At 70.2% G+C, this 17,304-nt stretch carries 17 protein-coding genes; 9 read left to right on the top strand and 8 right to left on the bottom strand.

Features of this window, described 5'->3' with window-relative positions:
• Window positions 1-4: 4 nt before the first annotated feature.
• The 4 genes from OOK07_RS03150 to OOK07_RS03135 all read right to left on the bottom strand — a co-directional run bounded on the left by OOK07_RS03150 (window position 5) and on the right by OOK07_RS03135 (window position 4,933).
• Window positions 5-790: a polysaccharide deacetylase family protein gene (locus tag OOK07_RS03150; protein WP_266794903.1), complete on the bottom strand. Its 786-nt coding sequence runs from the start codon at window positions 788-790 to the stop codon at window positions 5-7.
• A 272-nt stretch (window positions 791-1,062) separates the two neighbouring features.
• Window positions 1,063-1,764 carry a LuxR C-terminal-related transcriptional regulator gene (locus tag OOK07_RS03145; RefSeq protein ID WP_266676753.1) on the bottom strand — a complete coding sequence of 234 codons (702 nt, stop codon included), beginning with the start codon at window positions 1,762-1,764 and terminating at the stop codon, window positions 1,063-1,065.
• Window positions 1,765-1,931: 167 nt separating this feature from the next.
• The gene (locus tag OOK07_RS03140; RefSeq protein WP_266676751.1) at window positions 1,932-3,383 is read right to left on the bottom strand and encodes a purine-cytosine permease family protein; all 1,452 of its coding nucleotides are present in this window, start codon (window positions 3,381-3,383) and stop codon (window positions 1,932-1,934) included.
• Between the two features lie 104 nt (window positions 3,384-3,487).
• Entirely contained in the window at window positions 3,488-4,933 is a 1,446-nt protein-coding gene (locus OOK07_RS03135) for a glyceraldehyde-3-phosphate dehydrogenase (RefSeq protein WP_266676749.1), read from the bottom strand.
• Between the two features lie 194 nt (window positions 4,934-5,127).
• On the opposite strand from OOK07_RS03135, the gene gnd reads away from it, so the two are divergent.
• The 6 genes from gnd to OOK07_RS03105 all read left to right on the top strand — a co-directional run bounded on the left by gnd (window position 5,128) and on the right by OOK07_RS03105 (window position 11,562).
• Window positions 5,128-6,567, top strand: coding sequence for an NADP-dependent phosphogluconate dehydrogenase (gnd, locus tag OOK07_RS03130; protein ID WP_266794902.1), 1,440 nt, complete (start codon window positions 5,128-5,130; stop codon window positions 6,565-6,567).
• Window positions 6,568-6,630: 63 nt separating this feature from the next.
• A complete protein-coding gene (locus tag OOK07_RS03125; RefSeq protein ID WP_266794901.1) occupies window positions 6,631-7,113 on the top strand; it encodes a hypothetical protein in 483 nt (160 codons plus the stop codon).
• Window positions 7,114-7,561: 448 nt separating this feature from the next.
• On the top strand, window positions 7,562-9,061 hold the full coding sequence (locus tag OOK07_RS03120) for a purine-cytosine permease family protein (RefSeq protein WP_266794900.1): 1,500 nt from the start codon (window positions 7,562-7,564) through the stop codon (window positions 9,059-9,061).
• The gene (locus OOK07_RS03115; RefSeq protein WP_266794899.1) at window positions 9,058-9,636 is read left to right on the top strand and encodes a cysteine hydrolase family protein; all 579 of its coding nucleotides are present in this window, start codon (window positions 9,058-9,060) and stop codon (window positions 9,634-9,636) included. Before OOK07_RS03120 ends, OOK07_RS03115 begins: the two co-directional genes overlap by 4 nt.
• Before the next feature lie 223 nt (window positions 9,637-9,859).
• Window positions 9,860-10,261 (top strand): SseB family protein, encoded by a 402-nt coding sequence (locus OOK07_RS03110; RefSeq protein ID WP_266676738.1) that lies wholly within the window; start codon window positions 9,860-9,862, stop codon window positions 10,259-10,261.
• A 188-nt stretch (window positions 10,262-10,449) separates the two neighbouring features.
• Entirely contained in the window at window positions 10,450-11,562 is a 1,113-nt protein-coding gene (locus OOK07_RS03105) for a hypothetical protein (protein ID WP_266676736.1), read from the top strand.
• Window positions 11,563-11,677: 115 nt separating this feature from the next.
• Here OOK07_RS03105 and OOK07_RS03100 read toward each other — a convergent pair whose 3' ends face one another.
• Window positions 11,678-12,595, bottom strand: a complete 918-nt coding sequence (locus OOK07_RS03100; protein WP_266676734.1) for an oxidoreductase — start codon at window positions 12,593-12,595, stop codon at window positions 11,678-11,680.
• A gap of 100 nt (window positions 12,596-12,695) precedes the next feature.
• On the opposite strand from OOK07_RS03100, the gene OOK07_RS03095 reads away from it, so the two are divergent.
• The gene (locus tag OOK07_RS03095) at window positions 12,696-13,310 is read left to right on the top strand and encodes a TetR/AcrR family transcriptional regulator (protein ID WP_266794898.1); all 615 of its coding nucleotides are present in this window, start codon (window positions 12,696-12,698) and stop codon (window positions 13,308-13,310) included.
• Window positions 13,311-13,660: 350 nt separating this feature from the next.
• Here the strand turns inward: OOK07_RS03095 and OOK07_RS03090 are convergent, their stop codons facing one another.
• A complete protein-coding gene (locus tag OOK07_RS03090) occupies window positions 13,661-14,080 on the bottom strand; it encodes a MarR family winged helix-turn-helix transcriptional regulator (RefSeq protein WP_266794897.1) in 420 nt (139 codons plus the stop codon).
• Window positions 14,081-14,171: 91 nt separating this feature from the next.
• On the bottom strand, window positions 14,172-14,522 hold the full coding sequence (locus OOK07_RS03085; protein WP_266676728.1) for a VOC family protein: 351 nt from the start codon (window positions 14,520-14,522) through the stop codon (window positions 14,172-14,174).
• A 422-nt stretch (window positions 14,523-14,944) separates the two neighbouring features.
• On the opposite strand from OOK07_RS03085, the gene OOK07_RS03080 reads away from it, so the two are divergent.
• A complete protein-coding gene (locus tag OOK07_RS03080; protein WP_406311227.1) occupies window positions 14,945-15,229 on the top strand; it encodes an ArsR/SmtB family transcription factor in 285 nt (94 codons plus the stop codon).
• 60 nt (window positions 15,230-15,289) lie between these two features.
• Here the strand turns inward: OOK07_RS03080 and OOK07_RS03075 are convergent, their stop codons facing one another.
• On the bottom strand, window positions 15,290-16,132 hold the full coding sequence (locus tag OOK07_RS03075) for a YhjD/YihY/BrkB family envelope integrity protein (RefSeq protein ID WP_266676724.1): 843 nt from the start codon (window positions 16,130-16,132) through the stop codon (window positions 15,290-15,292).
• Window positions 16,133-16,304: 172 nt separating this feature from the next.
• Between OOK07_RS03075 and OOK07_RS03070 the strand changes: the two genes are divergently transcribed.
• Window positions 16,305-17,264, top strand: coding sequence for an SMP-30/gluconolactonase/LRE family protein (locus OOK07_RS03070; protein ID WP_266683296.1), 960 nt, complete (start codon window positions 16,305-16,307; stop codon window positions 17,262-17,264).
• Window positions 17,265-17,304 lie beyond the last annotated feature (40 nt).

Here is a 17,304-nt window from a genome sequence, read left to right as displayed (position 1 = left end):
CGGGTCAGCGGACCGGGAAACCGAAGGAGTATCCCTGCTGCTTCAGTGACGGCAGGATCTCGCGCAGGGCGGCCACGGTCTGGGAGCGGTCCCCGCCGGCGTCGTGGAAGAGGATCGTCGGACCGTTGGACAGCTCGCTCCTGACGGTGGCGACGATGGCGTCGGTGCCGGGGCGCTCGAAGTCCTTGGAGTCCACGTTCCATCCCAGCGGCCGCATTCCCTGCGAGGCGGCGAGGTGCCTGCTGTAGGGCGTGAACGCACCGCCCGGGGCCCGGTAGTACATCGGCCGGACGCCCCCGGAGGCCTTGGTGATCATGCCGGCGGCGTCCAGGATCTCCTTGGACTGATAGGAGTTGGCCTTCTTGTCCATGGTGGTGTCGTGCGACACCGTGTGGTCGCACAGCCGGTGCCCCGCCGCCACCACGGCCTTGACCAGGTCCGGGTGCGCCTGGGCCTGCGTGCCGACCATGCAGAAGGTGGCCTTCACGCCGTAGTCCTTCAGTACCTGCATTACCTGAGGCGTCCAGACCGGGTCCGGCCCGTCGTCGATCGTGATGTTGACTCCACGAGGGCCCTTGTCCGAGGCATGGGCGATGCTCACGGACACCGGGGCCCGGCCGGGACCCGCAGCCCCCGCGGAGGGATGTGCCGCCGCCCCCGCACCCGCGTGCACCCCGCCGTTGGGGCCGGCCTGCGCCGTCCATACCGAAGTGGCCGCCGCCACCGCCGTCACCCCGACCGCCGCCGCGAGTACCCGGCCGTGCCATCCCCGCCCGCCATGCCGCGCCATGTCCGCCCTGTTTCTTTTCGTCCCGGTGGTTCTTGTGCACCTGTCAGGACGGCGAAGAGGTGCCGCAGGATCCGTCTGTTACTGATCACGGACAATTCCGCGGGGCTGCCGAGACGCAACTCGGCCGAAGAGCCGGTTTTCGAACGTGCGGGGCCGGCCGCCGTTCGGCTGGACGCCACTGTCAACGGGCCTGGCGTGTACCGGGGTTCCTCCTCGTATCTCTCCCACGACGGCGCTTCACCGTCCGGCTCGCCCGGCCCCCGCTGCTGAGGTCAGGCCGCCGGCTGTATCAGCCCGGACTCGTAGGCGAAGGCGACAGCCTGGACGCGGGCGCGGGCGCCGATCTTGGCGAGGATGTGGCTGACGTGGGACTTGACGGTGGTCGGGGCGATGGAGAGCCGAACGGCGATCTCGGTGTTGGACCAGCCTGCGGCGACGGCCGTGAGGACGTCGCGTTCGCGTTCGGTGAGGGTGTCCAGGCCGACCTCCCTGCGGAGGGGGAGGGAGGCCGGTTGCTCGTCGCGGACGGTGTCGATGAGTGCGCGGGTCAGCGCGGGAGTGATCACGGCGTCACCGGCGGCCACGACGCGGACGGCCGCGATCAGTTCGCCCGGGGCCGCGTCCGTGAGAAGGAAGCCGCAGGCCCCGGCGCGCAGAGCGGCGTAGGCGTGCCCTTCGTGACGGGTCGAGGTCAGCGCCAGTACGCGGGGTGGCGGGCCACCGGCCAGGACGGAGCCGGTGGCCGGGACGGGGCGCGGGGGCCGTGCGATACGGCGGATCGACTCGATGTCGTCGGTTTCGGCGAGCCGGATGTCCATCAGCACGACGTCGGGACGGAGCGCGGCGCTCATGGCGACCGCCTCGGCCCCGCTCGCCGCTTCCCCGACGACGCTCAGATCGGGCTCGACGGTCAGCAGCATCCGCAGGCCGACACGCTGCAGGGACTGGTCGTTGACGATGAGTACGGAGACCATGTCCGTCCTTCCCCATCTTCTAAACGAAACTGTTTCGTTCACTTGATGGCCAGCGTAGTCGCGTGCCTATCGAAACGGCATCGTTCTCCTTATGGTGTGGGTCACATCTCGCGACGGAGGTCGCATCTCGCGGCGAACGTGAACGCGCGGTCTTTTCGCGGTGTCCGTCACCGCGCGCGGTGCTCGTGCGCCGCCCGCTCCAGTTGCTCCGCCTCGGCCTCCGCGAGCCGCTCCTCGGCCGCCACGTCGATGGAGCGAGTGAGCAGCCAGTAGAGCGCCGCGGCGACCGGCAGTCCCACGAACAGGGAGATGTCGGCTCCGCCGAGCGCGTCGGCGACGGGGCCGGTGTAGAGGGTGCCGACGGAGAAGAAGGGGATCATGACGCCGAAGCCCACCAGGTAGGCGATGATGCCGTGCCAGCCCCAACGCCCGTAGATTCCATGGGGGTTGAAGATCTCGGCGATGGCGTAGTGCCCGCGGCGCACGACGTAGTAGTCCATGAGGTTCACCGCGGTCCACGGGATGAACAGGTAGAGCACCAGCAGCAGGAAGTTGTTGAAGTTCTCAAGGAAGTTGGAGGTCGCGGCCAGCGCGCCGACCAGGGAGAGTGCCGCGGTGAGCCCGATGGTCACCAGCCGCACGCCGAGCGTCGGCCGCACCCGCCTGATCGAGTCGATGGCGCTGATCAGCGTCAGCGAACCGCCGTACATGTTCAGTGCGGTGACCGAGACCAGGCCCAGGACGGCGAAGAGCAGCACGATCGCGCCGAACCCGCTGAACACCTTGTCGCCGGCCGCGTTGATCGACTTGACCGTCTCGAAGCCCTTGCCCGCCCAGGCCGCGAGCAGCGAGCCGAGGACCATCAGCCAGATGCCGCCGAGGGCCGAGCCGAAGTAGGTCCAGTAGAAGGTCTTGCGGACGGTCACGCCCGGCGGGAGGTAGCGCGAGTAGTCGGAGACGTAGATAGCCCAGCTGATCTGGTAGCCGGCCACCACCCCGAACTGAGCAAGGAACGGTGTGGCCTTGAAGGCGCCGAGGTCGAAGGAGCCCGCAGGGTAGTGCAGCGTGACCAGGACGCCCACGGTGAAGATCCCGAAGACGACCAGGAAGGAGTACGTCAGGAACTGCTCGGCCCTGTGGATGACGTCGTAACCCACCAGGGCGATGACGAGGGCGACCACGGTGACCACGGCAACCCACAGCTTGACGCCGCCGTGCACCGTGGAGTGCATCGCCTCTCCGGCGAGGATGGTGTTGAAGACGTTGAAGCCCGCGTACTGCACATAGGCGAACAGCCACACCAGCAGGGCGCCGACGTAGCCGAACTGGGGCCGCGACTGGATCATCTGCGGCAGCCCGAGCTGTGGTCCCTGCGCCGAGTGGAAGGCCATGAAGAAGGTGCCGAGGACGGTGCCCGCCACGATCGCGATGAGCGACCAGATGAGGTTGCCGCCCTCGGTGATGCTGATCAGGCCTACGGCCAGGGTGGCGATCTGAGCGTTCGACATGAACCACAGAGGGCCCAGATGCCAGAGCTTGCCGTGGCGCTCGTCCAGGGGGACGTAGTCGATGGAGCGGATCTCCAGACCCGACATCCGTGGTTCGGGCGATGTGGTCATGGCGCCTCCAGAGTGCTGATCCGCCCCTGTGGCCGCATTCATTCCCCGCGAACGCCCGGTCGAGTGGTCACATTGCCGACCCTTGACCGGGCGTTTCGCCTACGTCAGACCGCCGGGCTCGGGAAGGTCGGGTACTCCACCCCGGAGACGTGCTGGACGACGCGGATGACCTGGCAGGAGTAGCCGAACTCGTTGTCGTACCAGAGGTAGAGGATGGCGTTGTCGCCGTCGACCTTGGTGGCGCCCGCGTCGACGATCGAGGCGTGACGCGAGCCGATGAAGTCGCTGGAGACCGCGTCCGGAGCGGTGGTGAAGTCGATCTGGCGCCTGAGCGGCGAGGTCAGCGACACGTTGCGGAGGTAGTCGAGGACCTCCTCGCGGTCGGTCTCACGGCCGAGCCGCAGGCTGAGGATCGCGATCGAGACGTCCGGCACCGGGACGCGGATCGAGCTGCCCGTGATGGGCGCCTTGAGGTCGGGCAGCGCCTTGGCCACCGCGGAGGCGGCACCGGTCTCGGTGATGACCATGTTCAGCGGCGCGGAGCGGCCGCGGCGGTCGGCCTTGTGGTAATTGTCCAGCAGGTTCTGGTCGTTGGTGAAGGAGTGGACGGTCTCCACGTGGCCGCGCTGCACGCCGAACTCGTCGGCCATCGCCTTCAGCGGCGGCACGATCGCGTTGGTGGTGCAGGACGCGCAGGACAGGATTTGTTCGTCCGGCTTGATGGTGTCGTGGTTGACGCCGTGCACGATGTTCGGGACGTCGCCCTTGCCGGGCGCGGTCAGCACGACCTTGTCGATACCGGGGCGCAGATGCTGCGAAAGGCCCTCGCGGTCGCGCCACTTGCCGGTGTTGTCGATCAGGATGGCGTTCCTGATGCCGTACGCCGTGTAATCGACCTCGGACGGGTCGTTCGCGTAGATCACCTTGATCGCGTTGCCGTTGGCGAAGATCGTGCCGCTTTCCTCGTCCACGGTGATGGTGCCCTGGAACTGCCCGTGGATGGAGTCACGGCGCAGCAGCGAGGCGCGCTTGATGATGTCCTGGTCGCCGCCTCCGCGTACCACGATCGCGCGCAGCCGCAGGCCGTTGCCGGAACCGGCCTTCTCGATCAGCAGACGGGCCACCAGGCGACCGATACGTCCGAAGCCGTAGAGGACGACGTCGCGTCCCTCGCCGCCCTCGATCTTGTTCGCGCCCGTGGCGCCCGCGACGGCCTCCGCGGTGAACGCCTCCACGGACAGGCCGCGGTCGTCGCTCGTGTACGTCGCCGCGAGCATGCCGATGTCGATCTGCGACGGCCCGAGGTCGAGCGCGGTGAGCGCCTGCAGGAACGGCAGGGTGTCGACGACCGAGAGTTCCTCGCCCGCGATCTGGCGGGCGAACCGGTGGGTCTTGAGGATGCTGACCACCGACTTGTTCACCAAGGAGCGGCTGTGCAGCAGGACGGTGACGTCCCGCTCGCGGTGCAGCTTCCCGATGATCGGGATCATCGACTCCGCGATCTCCTCGCGGGTCTTCCAGTTGGTGAACGAGTCGTCGTTGACAGTCACAGATCCATCTTTCGAGCTAGGCGGCGCTCATATGTTAAACCCTGTTTGATCGATCGTTTGAGCGGGGTTGGTCACACACGTCCGTACAGCGTCGGTGCCCGCAATCGAGACGATCCGGCCGCCCGTCCGTACCTGACGGGCATGGGGGCACGCCCGCCCCGCGACGCCACCGCACCGATCGAGGGACGTACACCATGAACGCAACGGCAGCCATCGGCGTGACCGGCCTGGGCGTGATGGGCCGCAATCTGGCGCGGAACTTCGCCCGCAACGGCTACACCGTCGCCGTACACAACCGCACGGCGGGCCGCATGCGCGCGCTCATGGAGGTGTACGGCGACGAGGGCACCTTCGTCCCCGCCGAGACACCCGAGGAGTTCGTGGCCGCACTCGTCCGCCCCCGCCGCCTGATGATCATGGTGCAGGCGGGCGCGGCCACCGACGCGGTCATCGACGAGTTCGCCCCGCTGCTGGAGCCCGGCGACATCATCATCGACGGGGGCAACGCCCACTTCGCCGACACCCGCCGCCGTGAGTCCGCCCTGCGCGAGCGCGGCCTGCACTTCGTCGGCACCGGCGTCTCCGGCGGCGAGGAGGGCGCGCTGGAGGGCCCGTCCATCATGGTCGGCGGCTCGGCGGAGTCGTACGACGTGCTCGGCCCCCTCTTCGAGACCATCAGCGCCAAGGTCGGCGGCGAGCCGTGCGCCGCCCACATCGGCAGCGACGGCGCCGGGCACTTCGTCAAGATGGTCCACAACGGCATCGAGTACGCCGACATGCAGCTCATCGCGGAGGCCTACGACCTGCTGCGCCAGGTCGCCGGCTACACCCCCGCCGAGATCGCCGAGGTGTTCCGACGGTGGAACCAGGGCCGCCTCGGCTCCTACCTGATCGAGATCACCGCCGAGGTGCTGGCCCACACCGACCCGGACACCGCGGCCCCCTTCGTCGACGTGGTCCAGGACGCCGCGGGACAGAAGGGCACCGGCCGCTGGACCGTGCAGACCGCACTGGACCTGGCCTCCCCGGTCACCGCCATCGCCCAGGCCACCTTCGCCCGCGCCGCCTCCGGCCAGCGCGACCTGCGCGCCGCCTACAGGGGCCTGCCCGGCGGCACCTGCTCCCCGCTCAGCCGCACCGAGGCCGAACGCTTCACCTCACAGGTCGAGCACGCCCTGTACGCCTCGAAGGTCATCGCCTACGACCAGGGATGGAAGATGATCCAGGACGCGGCAGGCGAATACGGCTGGAAGATCGACCTCGGCACGGTCGCCAGGATCTGGCGCGGCGGCTGCATCATCCGCGCCTCCTTCCTCGACCGCATCCGCGCCGCCTACACCGCCGACCGCGACCTGGTGAGCCTGCTCGGCGAGATGGAGTTCGCGATGGAGATCACCGACGCTCAGGTCCCCTGGCGGGAGATCATCGCCTCCGCCGCCCGCCGGGGCGTCCCCGTCCCCGCCTTCTCCGCCGCCCTCGCCCACTACGACACCCTGCGCGCCGAGCGCCTGCCCGCCGCCCTTCTCCAGGGCCAGCGCGACTACTTCGGCGCTCACACCTACCGGCGCACCGACCGCCCCGGCGCCTTCCACACCCGCTGGGCCGCACCGGACCGGCCCGAAACGACGGCCTGACCCGCGCCGTCCGGACGGACGCCGGGCCGTGACCAACTCCGCGGACCCCTCGTTTCCGAGAGCATGATCCACATCAAGCGCGGACTCGTCACGGCCGCCGTCGCCCTCACCGGCCTCGCGGGCCTGGTCGCTCCCACCGCCCACGCGACCGACAACGTCCCCTGTCACGGCACCACCAAGAAGGACCTCACCGATCCCGGCACCGGGCGCGTGTGGCCGGGGACGGACGTCAAGTTCTGCAACCTCACCCGCGGCCATGTGCCGGTGTACGCCACGCGTTCGCCGGGCGCCCCGGTCGTCGGATACCTCGAACAGGGGGGCGCCGCCAACTGGTTCGTCACCGAGATGAAGGGCCAGACCTTCCGGGACGGGTCCGCGGAGAACTACTGGTGGGCATCCACCAAGGCGGCCAACGGCCGTTGGGGCTGGGTCCCCGAGGTCTACTTCGCGGGCGGCGACAACAACGAGGACGACGCCGGACTGCTGATGCCCGGCAACTACACCTGCGCCAACGTCTGCCCGCCGCTGCCGTTCTGGGCGCGCTGACCGGGCGGTCCGGAAGGCTGGGCGCGCCGCCCGCCCAGATGCGCCAGGCGATGCCGCCCAGCACCGGCGCCATGAGCATCAGCAGGAGCCAGACGGGCTTCGGCAGGTGGCACACGCGTGAGGCCCGGCGTCCTGACGCAGTCCACGAGGGCGGCCACAGCACGACCACCACGGTGTACAGGGTGAAAAGATGAGGGCCCGGTCATGGGCCGGGTTCCTGCCGGACGGTTCCGGGTGTCCGCACGGGGCACCGGGATCTCGCCTGTCGGCCCCTTCAACGGATGAGGGTGCCCGGCCGGTTCACGCAGACGGCACCCTTTCCCGCCGACGGCGGTGGGCGAGCCGTGCGGCAGCCGGTGGCGCGCCAGCCCAGGTGACCTTGACGGCTTGACCAGCGCAGATCAGGCGTCAGGCCTCGGCGGAACGCACCTGGACAGATAGGTCGACGATGGCAGAGTCCCCGGACACCCCCGACAAGAGAGCCACAGGGCGACAGCTCCAGGTGGAGACGCACGGCCTCGACGTCATCGCCGACGCCGAGCGCAAGGGCACTCCGCGGACCCTGTTCTGGCCCTGGTTCGGCGCCAACGTCTCCGTCCTCGGGCTGAGTTACGGCGCCTTCGCCCTCGGCTTCGGGATCTCCTTCTGGCAGGCGCTGGCCGCGGGCGTCATCGGCATCGTCTTCTCGTTCCTGCTCTGCGGCTTCGTCGCGGTGGCCGGCAAGCGTGGTTCCGCGCCGACCATGGTCCTCAGCCGGGCCGCGTACGGCGTGCGTGGCAACCGCCTTCCCTCGGTGGTCTCCTGGGTCCTCACCGTCGGCTGGGAGACCGTGCTGTGCGCGCTCGCCACCATGGCCACCGCCACCGTCTTCGGCCGGCTCGGCTGGGGCGGCGGCACCGGGACCCAGATCGTGGCCCTGATCCTGGTCGGCGCCCTCACCGTCGTAGGCGGCGTGATGGGCTTCGACCTCATCATGCGGCTGCAGACCGTGATCACCGTGGTCACCGGCGTCCTGACCGTCGCGTACATCGCGCTCGTCGCCGACCACATCCACTGGAGCACCGTCAGCGCCCTCCCGGCGGGCTCCGCCCAGGAGTTCATCGGCGCACTGGTGTTCATGATGACCGGCTTCGGGCTGGGCTGGGTCAACGCCGCCGCCGACTACTCCCGCTATCTGCCCCGCAGTTCGTCCGGCCGGGGCGTGATCGGCTGGACCACTTTCGGCGCGTCCGTGGCACCGCTGCTCCTGCTGGTCTTCGGACTGCTGCTGGCGGGTTCCTCCAGCAAGCTCAACACGGCTGTCGCCGCCGACCCGATCGGCGCGCTCACGACCATCCTGCCCACCTGGTTCCTGGTCCCGTTCGCCGTCGTCGCGGTGCTCGGCCTGGTCGGCGGCGCGGTCCTCGACATCTACTCCTCCGGCCTCGCCCTGCTCTCCGCGGGCCTGCGCATCCCGCGCTACCTGGCTGCCTTCGTCGACGGCGTCCTGATGATCGCGGGCTCGGTCTACATCGTCTTCTTCGCCGACGACTTCCTCGGCCAGTTCATGGGCTTCCTGACCACCCTCGGCGTCCCCATCGCCGCCTGGTGCGGCATCATGCTCGCCGACCTGGCCCTGCGCCGCCGCGACTACGACGAGGGCGACCTCTACCGCTCCACCGGCCGCTACGGCGACGTGGCGCTCACGCCTCTGCTCCTCACCCTCGCCGCCACGGCCCTCGGCTGGGGCCTGGTCACCAACTCGGCCGCCGGCTGGCTGGACTGGCAGGGCTACCTCCTCGACCCGGTCGGCCTCGGTGGCAGGTCCGGCGCCTGGGCCTACGCGAACCTCGGCGTCCTCGCCGCGCTGGCACTCGGCTTTCTCGGCACCCTCGCCCTGAGCCGCCCCCGCGTCCGCGCGCAGGAGGCGCAGGCCCCGAGCCCCGCGGACGCGGGAGCGGTCGCATGACGAACGGCCTGCTCGCCGTCATCGACATGCAGCGCGTCTTTGCCGAGCCCGACAGCCCCTGGGCCACCCCCCGCTTCGGCGAGGCCGCTGCAGGAGTACGACGCCTGCTGCCGGCGTACGGAGAACGGGTCGCCTTCACCCGCTTCCTGGCCCCGGCCCAGCCCGAAGGCGCCTGGCGGGCCTACTACGAACAGTGGCCCTTCGCCCTCCAGCCGCCCGACGCCCAACTCTGGGAACTGACCGACGAGTTCACCGACCGCGCCCCACACGTCGTCGACGCCGCCACTTTCGGCAAGTGGATCCCCGAACTCGCCCGGCACGTAGGCCCCGAGCGCCGTCTGGTCCTGGCCGGCGTCAGCACCGACTGCTGCGTCCTGTCCACAGCGCTGGCCGCCGCCGACGCCGGAGTCGAGGTGCTGGTCGCCGCTGACGCCTGCGCCGGCGCGGACGACGACTCGCACGCCAGGGCCCTGCAGATGATGGACCTGTACCGCCCCCTGATCCGCGTGACCACGGTCGCGGAACTGCTGGACGGGCCACGTTCACCGTCGGGGAGGACAACCAGCTCGCGCTGATGTCCCTGAACGCCGGCCGCACGCCCCGTGACGTGCTGCGGGGCATCCTCTTCCGCACGACAGGCGCCCGGCACACGGCCAGGCCGGCTGCGGTTGTTTCCCCGGTGATTCCCCGCTGAGAGGAGGAATGGGCCCGTCCGGATCGGGTACGCGAGCAGAACCGTGCCCGGGACCGATCTTGTCCCGGCCGGCCCGTACGACCGCCGCTACCAGGGGATCCGCCATGGAGATACCTGCCAACGACCACACCGTCACCCCGGCCCGGCAGGCGCTGGACGCGCTGGCCGTGAACACCGAGGACACTCAGGCGCTGGACACGCTCGCCGGCAGTGAGGTGCTGGTTCCCGTGCCCGACGACGCGAACCAGGAGGACGCCAGGGACCCGGGCGCCGTGGCACTGCCGGTGCTGGAGCAGCCGGACGGCGACCCGGTGGTGCCCGTGTTCACCTCCGAGGGGGAGATGGCCGGGATGCTGCCGTTCGTCTCCCGTTACCGCCTGGTGCCGCTGGGCGCACTCGCCTCGCAGTGGCCGGCCGACGATCTGTCGCTCACCATCGACGCCGGATCGGAGCATCCGCTGACGCTCACCTCGGAGGGCGTGCGGACCCTGCTGGCCCGGCCCTGACGCAGCAGCCGAGCCCGGGGAAGGGGGCGGGCGATGGCCTCCCGCTCCCGCGCCCCGGTGCAGTACGGCAGTATGCCCACGGTCTCCGCGGTCCTACCCGCGAAGACCGTGGCCCTGCCGGCCATCCCGTCTTCCGCCTCCGCGGCCGACGCTGATCGCCCCACCCTGAAGCGGTTCACAATGGCCGCATGGAATGGATCTCCGGCGTGGCGGGAGGGCTGCTCCTGGCGGTCCTTTTCGTCAACGTACTGCGCACCCTCGTGGTGCCCCGCGGTCTGTACTCGGTCCTGGTGTTCCGGCTGTGGTGGCTGCTGCGCCGACTGCTGCGGCTCGCGGCACCCCGTGGCGGCTACGACGCCATCGACCGCGCGCAGACCTGGCTGGCCCCGCTGATCCTGATCGGCATGCTCGCGACCTGGCTCGGCGGAGCACTGGTGGGCTACGGCCTGCTCTTCCACGCCGTGCCCGGGCTCGCCTGGGGCAACTCCTTCCGGGAAGCGGGCTCCAGCCTGCTCACCCTCGGCTTCGCCAGCGGCGACCGGCTGCGCCTGTCCACACTCGACTTCCTCGCCGCGGCCACCGGGCCCGTACTCATCGCCCTGCAGATCGCCTACCTGCCCACGCTGTACGCCGCCTACAACCGCCGCGAGCTGGAGGTGACCCTGCTGCAGTCACGGGCCGGCGAGCCCGCCTGGGGCCCTGAGATCCTGGCCCGGCAGTGGCTGGTCGACACCGAGTCCGCGCTGCCCGAGCTGTACCGGGCCTGGGAGCGGCTGGCCTCCGACCTGGGGGAGAGCCACTCCACGTATCCCGTCCTGATCGCGTTCCGCTCGCCCCGCCCGTACCGTCACTGGCTGGTCGGCCTGGTCGCCGTCATGGACGCGGCGGCCATGCAGCTCGCGCTCACCCCGCACACCGCCCCGCCGGAGGCGCGCCTCGTGCTCCGGGCCGGCTTCATTGCACTGCGCGACATCGCCCGTGCCCTGCGCCTGCCCTTCGACCCCGACCCCGCCCCTGACACACCCATTCGGCTCACCTTCGCCGAGTTCGACGCGGCGGTCGCGATGCTGGAGGCGGCGGGCTTCGGCGCCGACCGCACCCCCCTTCAGGCATGGCCGCACTTCCACGGCTGGCGGGTCAACTACGAGGCGATCGCATACGAACTGTGCCGCCGCTGCGACGCGGTACCCGCCCTGTGGACCGGCCCACGCGATTTCGCCTCGACTCCGGTTCCGCCGCACAGACCGGCGGACCGGCAACCTGGTGAAGGGCATGCGGGGCTGCCGCCGGCTGGCGGCTAGAGGGCCGGGCGAACGCGCTCACTTCACCATGATCGGTGCCGGGCGGAGGGTTGGGGGGTGGGAGGGAGGGCGGCAAGGTGCGTGGCGGGATGTGTGGCGTCACGCCGTCGAGGCGTCATGCCGTCGTGGCCGGGACCGGATGGGGAAAGGTGACGCCGGTCAGTTCCTCCGAGACGGTCCACAGGCGGCGGGCGGCCGCCGGGTCGCTGGCTGCCGGCGAGCGCCCGACCAGGGTCGGGGCGCCGCGCATCTCACCGAGGCCGTCCGGGCCGACGTAGCTCGCGCCGGGCAGGTCCTGGACGGCGGCGTACAGCGTGGGCAGTGCGCCCGCCTTGCTGTCCTGGGCGACGAAGCGGTTGGTCACCTGCATGAGAGCACGCCGCAGCGCACTGCCGTCGTGGCTCTGCAGGCTGGTCGCGGCGTACCCCGGGTGCGCCGCGAGGGCACGTACGGACGAGCCCGACCCGGCGAGGCGGCGCTGGAGTTCGAGCGTGAAGAGCAGGTTGGCCAGCTTGGACTGGCTGTACGCCTTGATGGGCGCGTACTCGCCGGTGAGGTTGAGGTTGTCGAAGTGGATCCGTGGGCTGCCCGGCATCCTGTGCGCGCCGGACGACACCGTCACCACCCGGTCGGTGACATGGCGAAGCAGCAGGTTCGTCAGTGCGAAGTGGCCCAGGTGATTGGTGCCGAACTGCGTCTCGAAGCCGTCCTTCGTGGCGGACTCCGGGATGTTCATGACGCCGGCGTTGTTGACGAGCAGATCAAGGTCGCCCTGCCAGCCGGCGGCGAACTCGCGCACGGAGGCGAGATCGGCGAGGTCGAGCCTGCGCACCTCCACGCTGCCGTTCACCCGCGCGGCCGCGGCCTCGCCGCGCTTCGGGTCCCGTACGGCGAGCACCACATGTGCGCCGGCGCCGGCCAGGGCCTCGACGGTGGCGATGCCGAGCCCGCTGTTGGCGCCGGTCACGACCGCGGTGCGGCCGGTCTGGTCAGGGATGTCGGTGATGTTCCACTTGCTGGATTGAGTGGCCATGCCCGCCAATGTAGGCGCCGTCAACAATGCTGTCAATGACAACAATAGTGACGCTGCCAACAATGTGGGCGGCATAAACATGACCGATACACTGACGCCCATGCCCACCCGCACTCGCCGGTACCACCACGGAGATCTCCGTGCCGCCCTGCTCGCCCGTGCCGAGGAGACGCTCCGGGAGAAGGGGCCGGCCGCCCTGTCGCTGCGTGAACTCGCCCGCGACCTCGGCGTCAGTCATGCCGCGCCGAGCCGTCATTTCAAGGACAAGCAGGCACTGCTGGACGCGCTGGCGCTGACCGGATTCGAGCGGCTGACCGCTGTCCTGGAGTCGTCACAGGACGGCGTAGAGGAGACGTTCGCGAAGCGGCTGGACGCGGTGGCCCGCGCGTATGTGGGCTTCGCCCTGGACAACGCCGAGCTGCTCGACCTCATGTACTCGATCAAGCACGACCCGGCAGCCTCCGATGCCCTGCTGGAGGCCACGCACCGCTGGTCCGACGTGGTCGTCCGGCTGATCGGCGAGGGACAGGTCCGGGGAGAGGTGCGGGGTGGCCCTGTGGAGCACGTCGGCCTCCCGGTGTTCGCGACCCTGCATGGCTACGCCGACCTCGCGGCGACCGGCATGCTGCCCTCGGAGGCGGACGAGCACGGGCTGGACGAAGTGGTCGCGTTCATGCTCCGAGGGTGTGTGCCTCAGGACATCACGGGAGCGTGAGCACCGCGCTCTTGTCCGAGGGGTCGGGCGCAGGCTTGCCGGGGTGGACAGTCACCGGCCTGGCGCCGTCGGCGTAGGCGCTGTGTCGCCCGTAGAGCCCGGCCCTGGTGGTGGGCTGTTTCTCCCGGCGCCGGACTCCCTGCCTTCCCGGTGTGTCCGACGGGCGCAACGGGCTGCCATGAACCCGAGAGCGCGGCGTGCATGGTCCCGGAGGGCCGGAAGGTTTACGTCCGAGCCGCGCTCCGCGCCCGGCGCGACACCACGGTCACCGAAAGGGACCAGCACCTACCGGTAGCGACTGGCAGGTGCCCTGGCAGGTGCCGACGGCGACCGGTAGCGGCCGTCAGGCCCTAACGCCCCGGCGAATCCTGGGGCGCGGGCCGGTCGCCCAGCAGTCGGGCCAGCACCTCACGCTGCAGCGGCAGCGCCTCGGTGTGCAGGGCGCGGCCCTTGTCGGTCAGGGCGACCCACACGCCGCGCCGGTCCTCCATGCAGACGGAACGCTCCACCAGGCCGTCCTTCTCCAGTCGGCCGATGAGCCGGGACAGTGCGCTCTGGCTGAGGTGAACCCGTCCCGCGAGGTTCTGCACCCGGCAGTGGTCGCCCGCCGCGGGCGCCTCGGAGGCCAGGATGTCGAGCACCTCGAAGTCGCTCGCGCCCAGGCCGTGCGGGTGCAGGGCCCGGTCGATCTCGCACATCGTGCGCGCGTGCACGGAGAGGATGCCCCGCCACGCCTCCTCCAGCCGTCCATCTGTCGTCTTCGCTGCCATACCCGCACGGTAACACCGAATCAGGCATTCATTGAGCGTGCAATCAATGCGGGTGCATGCAGATTGGCGCCCGGTGATGCCGGACGGAGCGTCACGCGGAGGGATCCTGGAGCAGTCCGACGAGGTTGCCGTCCGCGTCCTTGACGAAGGCGATCAGCCTCCCGCCGCCGACGTCCTGCACGTCCTGCAGCATCTCGGCACCAGCGTCCACCAGTGCGGCGAGCCGCCCCCGGATGTCGGAGACGTGCCAGTACGGCACCGGGCCGGTCATGCCCTTCGCGTGCCCGTTGGGGTCGAGGCCGATGTCCTGGCCTGCGTCCTTGAAGCCGACGTAGTACGGCTCGTCGGCGTACGGCTCCACCTCCAGCAGGGCGCTGAACAGGGCCTTCGCCCGGGTGATGTCCTTGACGGGGTAGATGATCGTCTTGAGGCCGGCGGTCATGGCGTGCTCCTCGGGAGAGGGTGAGCCGACGGGTTTCGTCGGTGGTTTCACGCTAGAGCGCAATGGCGGGGCATGCTTCTTCGATCCTGACCGGTTGCGCACCGTCGGGCGTCCGTCAGTGGCAGCCGGCAGCCGAATCGGTCCGCGCTGTCGTGCGGGACGGGGAGACCTGGCGTTGTCCCGAGAGCTGCTGCCGGCGCCGGTGCGGTTCAGTCATCGGTGAGCCAGAAAGTGAGGGGTCGGGCGCAGGGGGGCCGTCGGGCTCTCGCCCGTGTTCCTGGAGGTGGGACCGTACGGCCGCGTTCCGGATGGGCCGTACGTTCCCGGACAAGGGTGGTCGAATGCCCTACGTGGCGGCTTGGGCTGCGGGACAGTGGGAAGACGCGGTATGTGGTGGTCCGTCCGGAGAGGGGGAAGACGTGTTGGGGACTTCCTACAGTGAGAAGCGGCTGGTCATCCTGGAGTGGCTGAGGGACCCGGCCTCGCATTTTCCGCCGCAGCCGCACGGTGACCCTGTCGAGGACGGCGTCACCACGGACGCCGTGGCCGCCAGGCTCGGAGTGACCCGCGCGGTCGCCGCCTCCCACCTGGACCTGCTCGTGGACATGGGCCTGCTGCAGACCCGCAGGATCCGGTGGCGCACCTACTACCGGCGGGACGAGATGCGGATCGCCGAGGTGGCGCGCATGTTCGAGAAGGGCTGGTAGGGGGGACTGGGCGACAGGAGCCGACGTGTGCTCGCGACCGGTGTCGGTGGCTGCACCCCACTAGGAACGCATGGATGACGGCCCCGGTCCGCGGTCCGTCGGGTCCTGGGCGGTCGGGGCCGCCGGGTCGGAAGGCTCGTCGAGGTGCCCGAGCCACTCGCACAGGATCCGGCCCAGCAGTGCACCACCGAAAACCACGAATCCGACACCGACGAGCCACGACTCCACCACCAGGACCGTGCCGACAGGGCCGTAACTGATCGCGTTGGTGACCAGGAGCGGGGTGAAGACCAGATACGAGAATCCGCGCAGGCCGACCAGGCCTGCCATCGTGGCGAGTGCACCCGGCAGCAGATACCGCCAGGGCACCTGGCGGCGGAGCAGGAAGTGCGGCCCCCACCAGAAGAACAGCAGGCCGACCCCCATGCTGAGAAGGATGCGGGGCGTGCCCTCCAGTACGTTCCGGGTCTGCACCTGGGCGTACAGGTACACCATGAGCATGACCAGCCAGACCGCCTGCCGCCAGATCCGGTGCCACGGCATGGGGGCCGCCTTCCAGATCCGCTCGTAGCCGTTCTGCACGCTGGAGGCGAAGGACATGCCGAACAGTGCGAGCAGTGCCACGCTCAGCACGCTGGTGGTGCTGATCACCTTGCGGGTCGGGCCGAAGACATGAGCGAGCGCGTCCGCGGACCGGCCGGACAGGGCCATGCCGTCCACCAGCCACAGCGCGAACCCGCCGTGCCCCAGCGGATCCGCGGCCGCGACCACGATCAGCAGCGGCGCCAGCGTGACCAGGGCGAGCGTCGCGAACCCCATGGACCGGTGCAGCAACTCCAGCTCCGTACCGCGCCGGTGCAGCTCGGCGAGCCCCAGCCGGTGCCAGGCGGCCAGCCGTGACATGGGGACCACCCCTTCCTCCGGTCCGGAGCTACCGGTGGTGGTGTGCTGAGTGGCCAGGAACACATCCCCAAAACCTGATCGGGTGACGCGGAACCCGGCGGGCACCCCTACACATGCCAGCATGAACCGTCCCGACCTCGACGAGGGGGTTTTCATGGACCGTCCCAGTGAAATGGACCGCGCCAGTGAACTGGTCCCGCTCCGGTACGTCGCCATCGGCGGCCGCGGCCCCGAGGACGTCGTCGCAGACTCCCGCGGCCGGGTGCTGACCGGAGTGGAGGACGGCCGCATCCTGCGTATCGACGGACTGTCGGAGCCCGCGACCCCCCGTGTCGAGGTGCTCGCCGAAACGGGCGGCCGACCGCTCGGACTCGAACTCCTCCCGGACGGCGCCCTGTTGGTGTGCGACGCCGAACTGGGCCTGTTGCGCGTCGACCTCGGTGAGGGCGTCGTCCGCATTCTCGCCGACTCGGTGGCGGGGGAGCGGCTCACTTTCTGCAGCAACGCGGTCGCCCTGTCCGACGGGAGCGTCTGTTTCACCGTCTCCAGCCGCCGCTACCCCCTGAACCAGTGGATCGGGGACCTCGTCGAACACACCGGAACCGGCCGGCTGCTGCGCCTCGCCCCCGGCAGCGAGAACCCCGAAGTCCTGCTGGAGGGGCTCCAGTTCGCCAACGGCCTCGCCCCGAGCGCCGACGAATCCTTCCTGGTCGTCGCCGAGACCGGAGCCTGCCGGCTGACCCGCTACTGGCTCACCGGAGCCAAGGCAGGGCGCAGCGAACCCTTCGCCGAGAACCTCCCCGGCATGCCCGACAACCTCTGGCGGGCGCCCGGCGGCCCGATCTGGGTGTCCCTGGCCGGCCCTCGCGTCGCCCCGCTCGACCTGCTGCACCGCGCCGCTCCCGCCGTCCGCGGCGCCGCCGCACGCATCGCCGTCCGCGCCCCGTTCCGCCCCACGGGCACCATCGGTGCCCTCGCGTTCGACGACCAGGGCGGCATCGTCCACCACCTCGCCCGCCGCCGCTCCGGCTATCGCATGGTGACCAGCGTCTGTGAGGCCGCCGGTCACCTGGTCCTGGGCAGCCTGTGGGAGCGGGGCGTCGCGGTCTGCGAGCGGCCCGTCCCGAAGTGACCCGGGTCCGGCCCGGGCGCTACCCTGTTGCCCGGCCGTG

It is taken from the genome of Streptomyces sp. NBC_00078 (assembly GCF_026343335.1).
Lineage (GTDB): Bacteria > Actinomycetota > Actinomycetes > Streptomycetales > Streptomycetaceae > Streptomyces.
The sequence above is the reverse complement of the archived record's forward strand: the minus strand, read 5'-3'. Positions and strand labels throughout refer to the sequence as shown.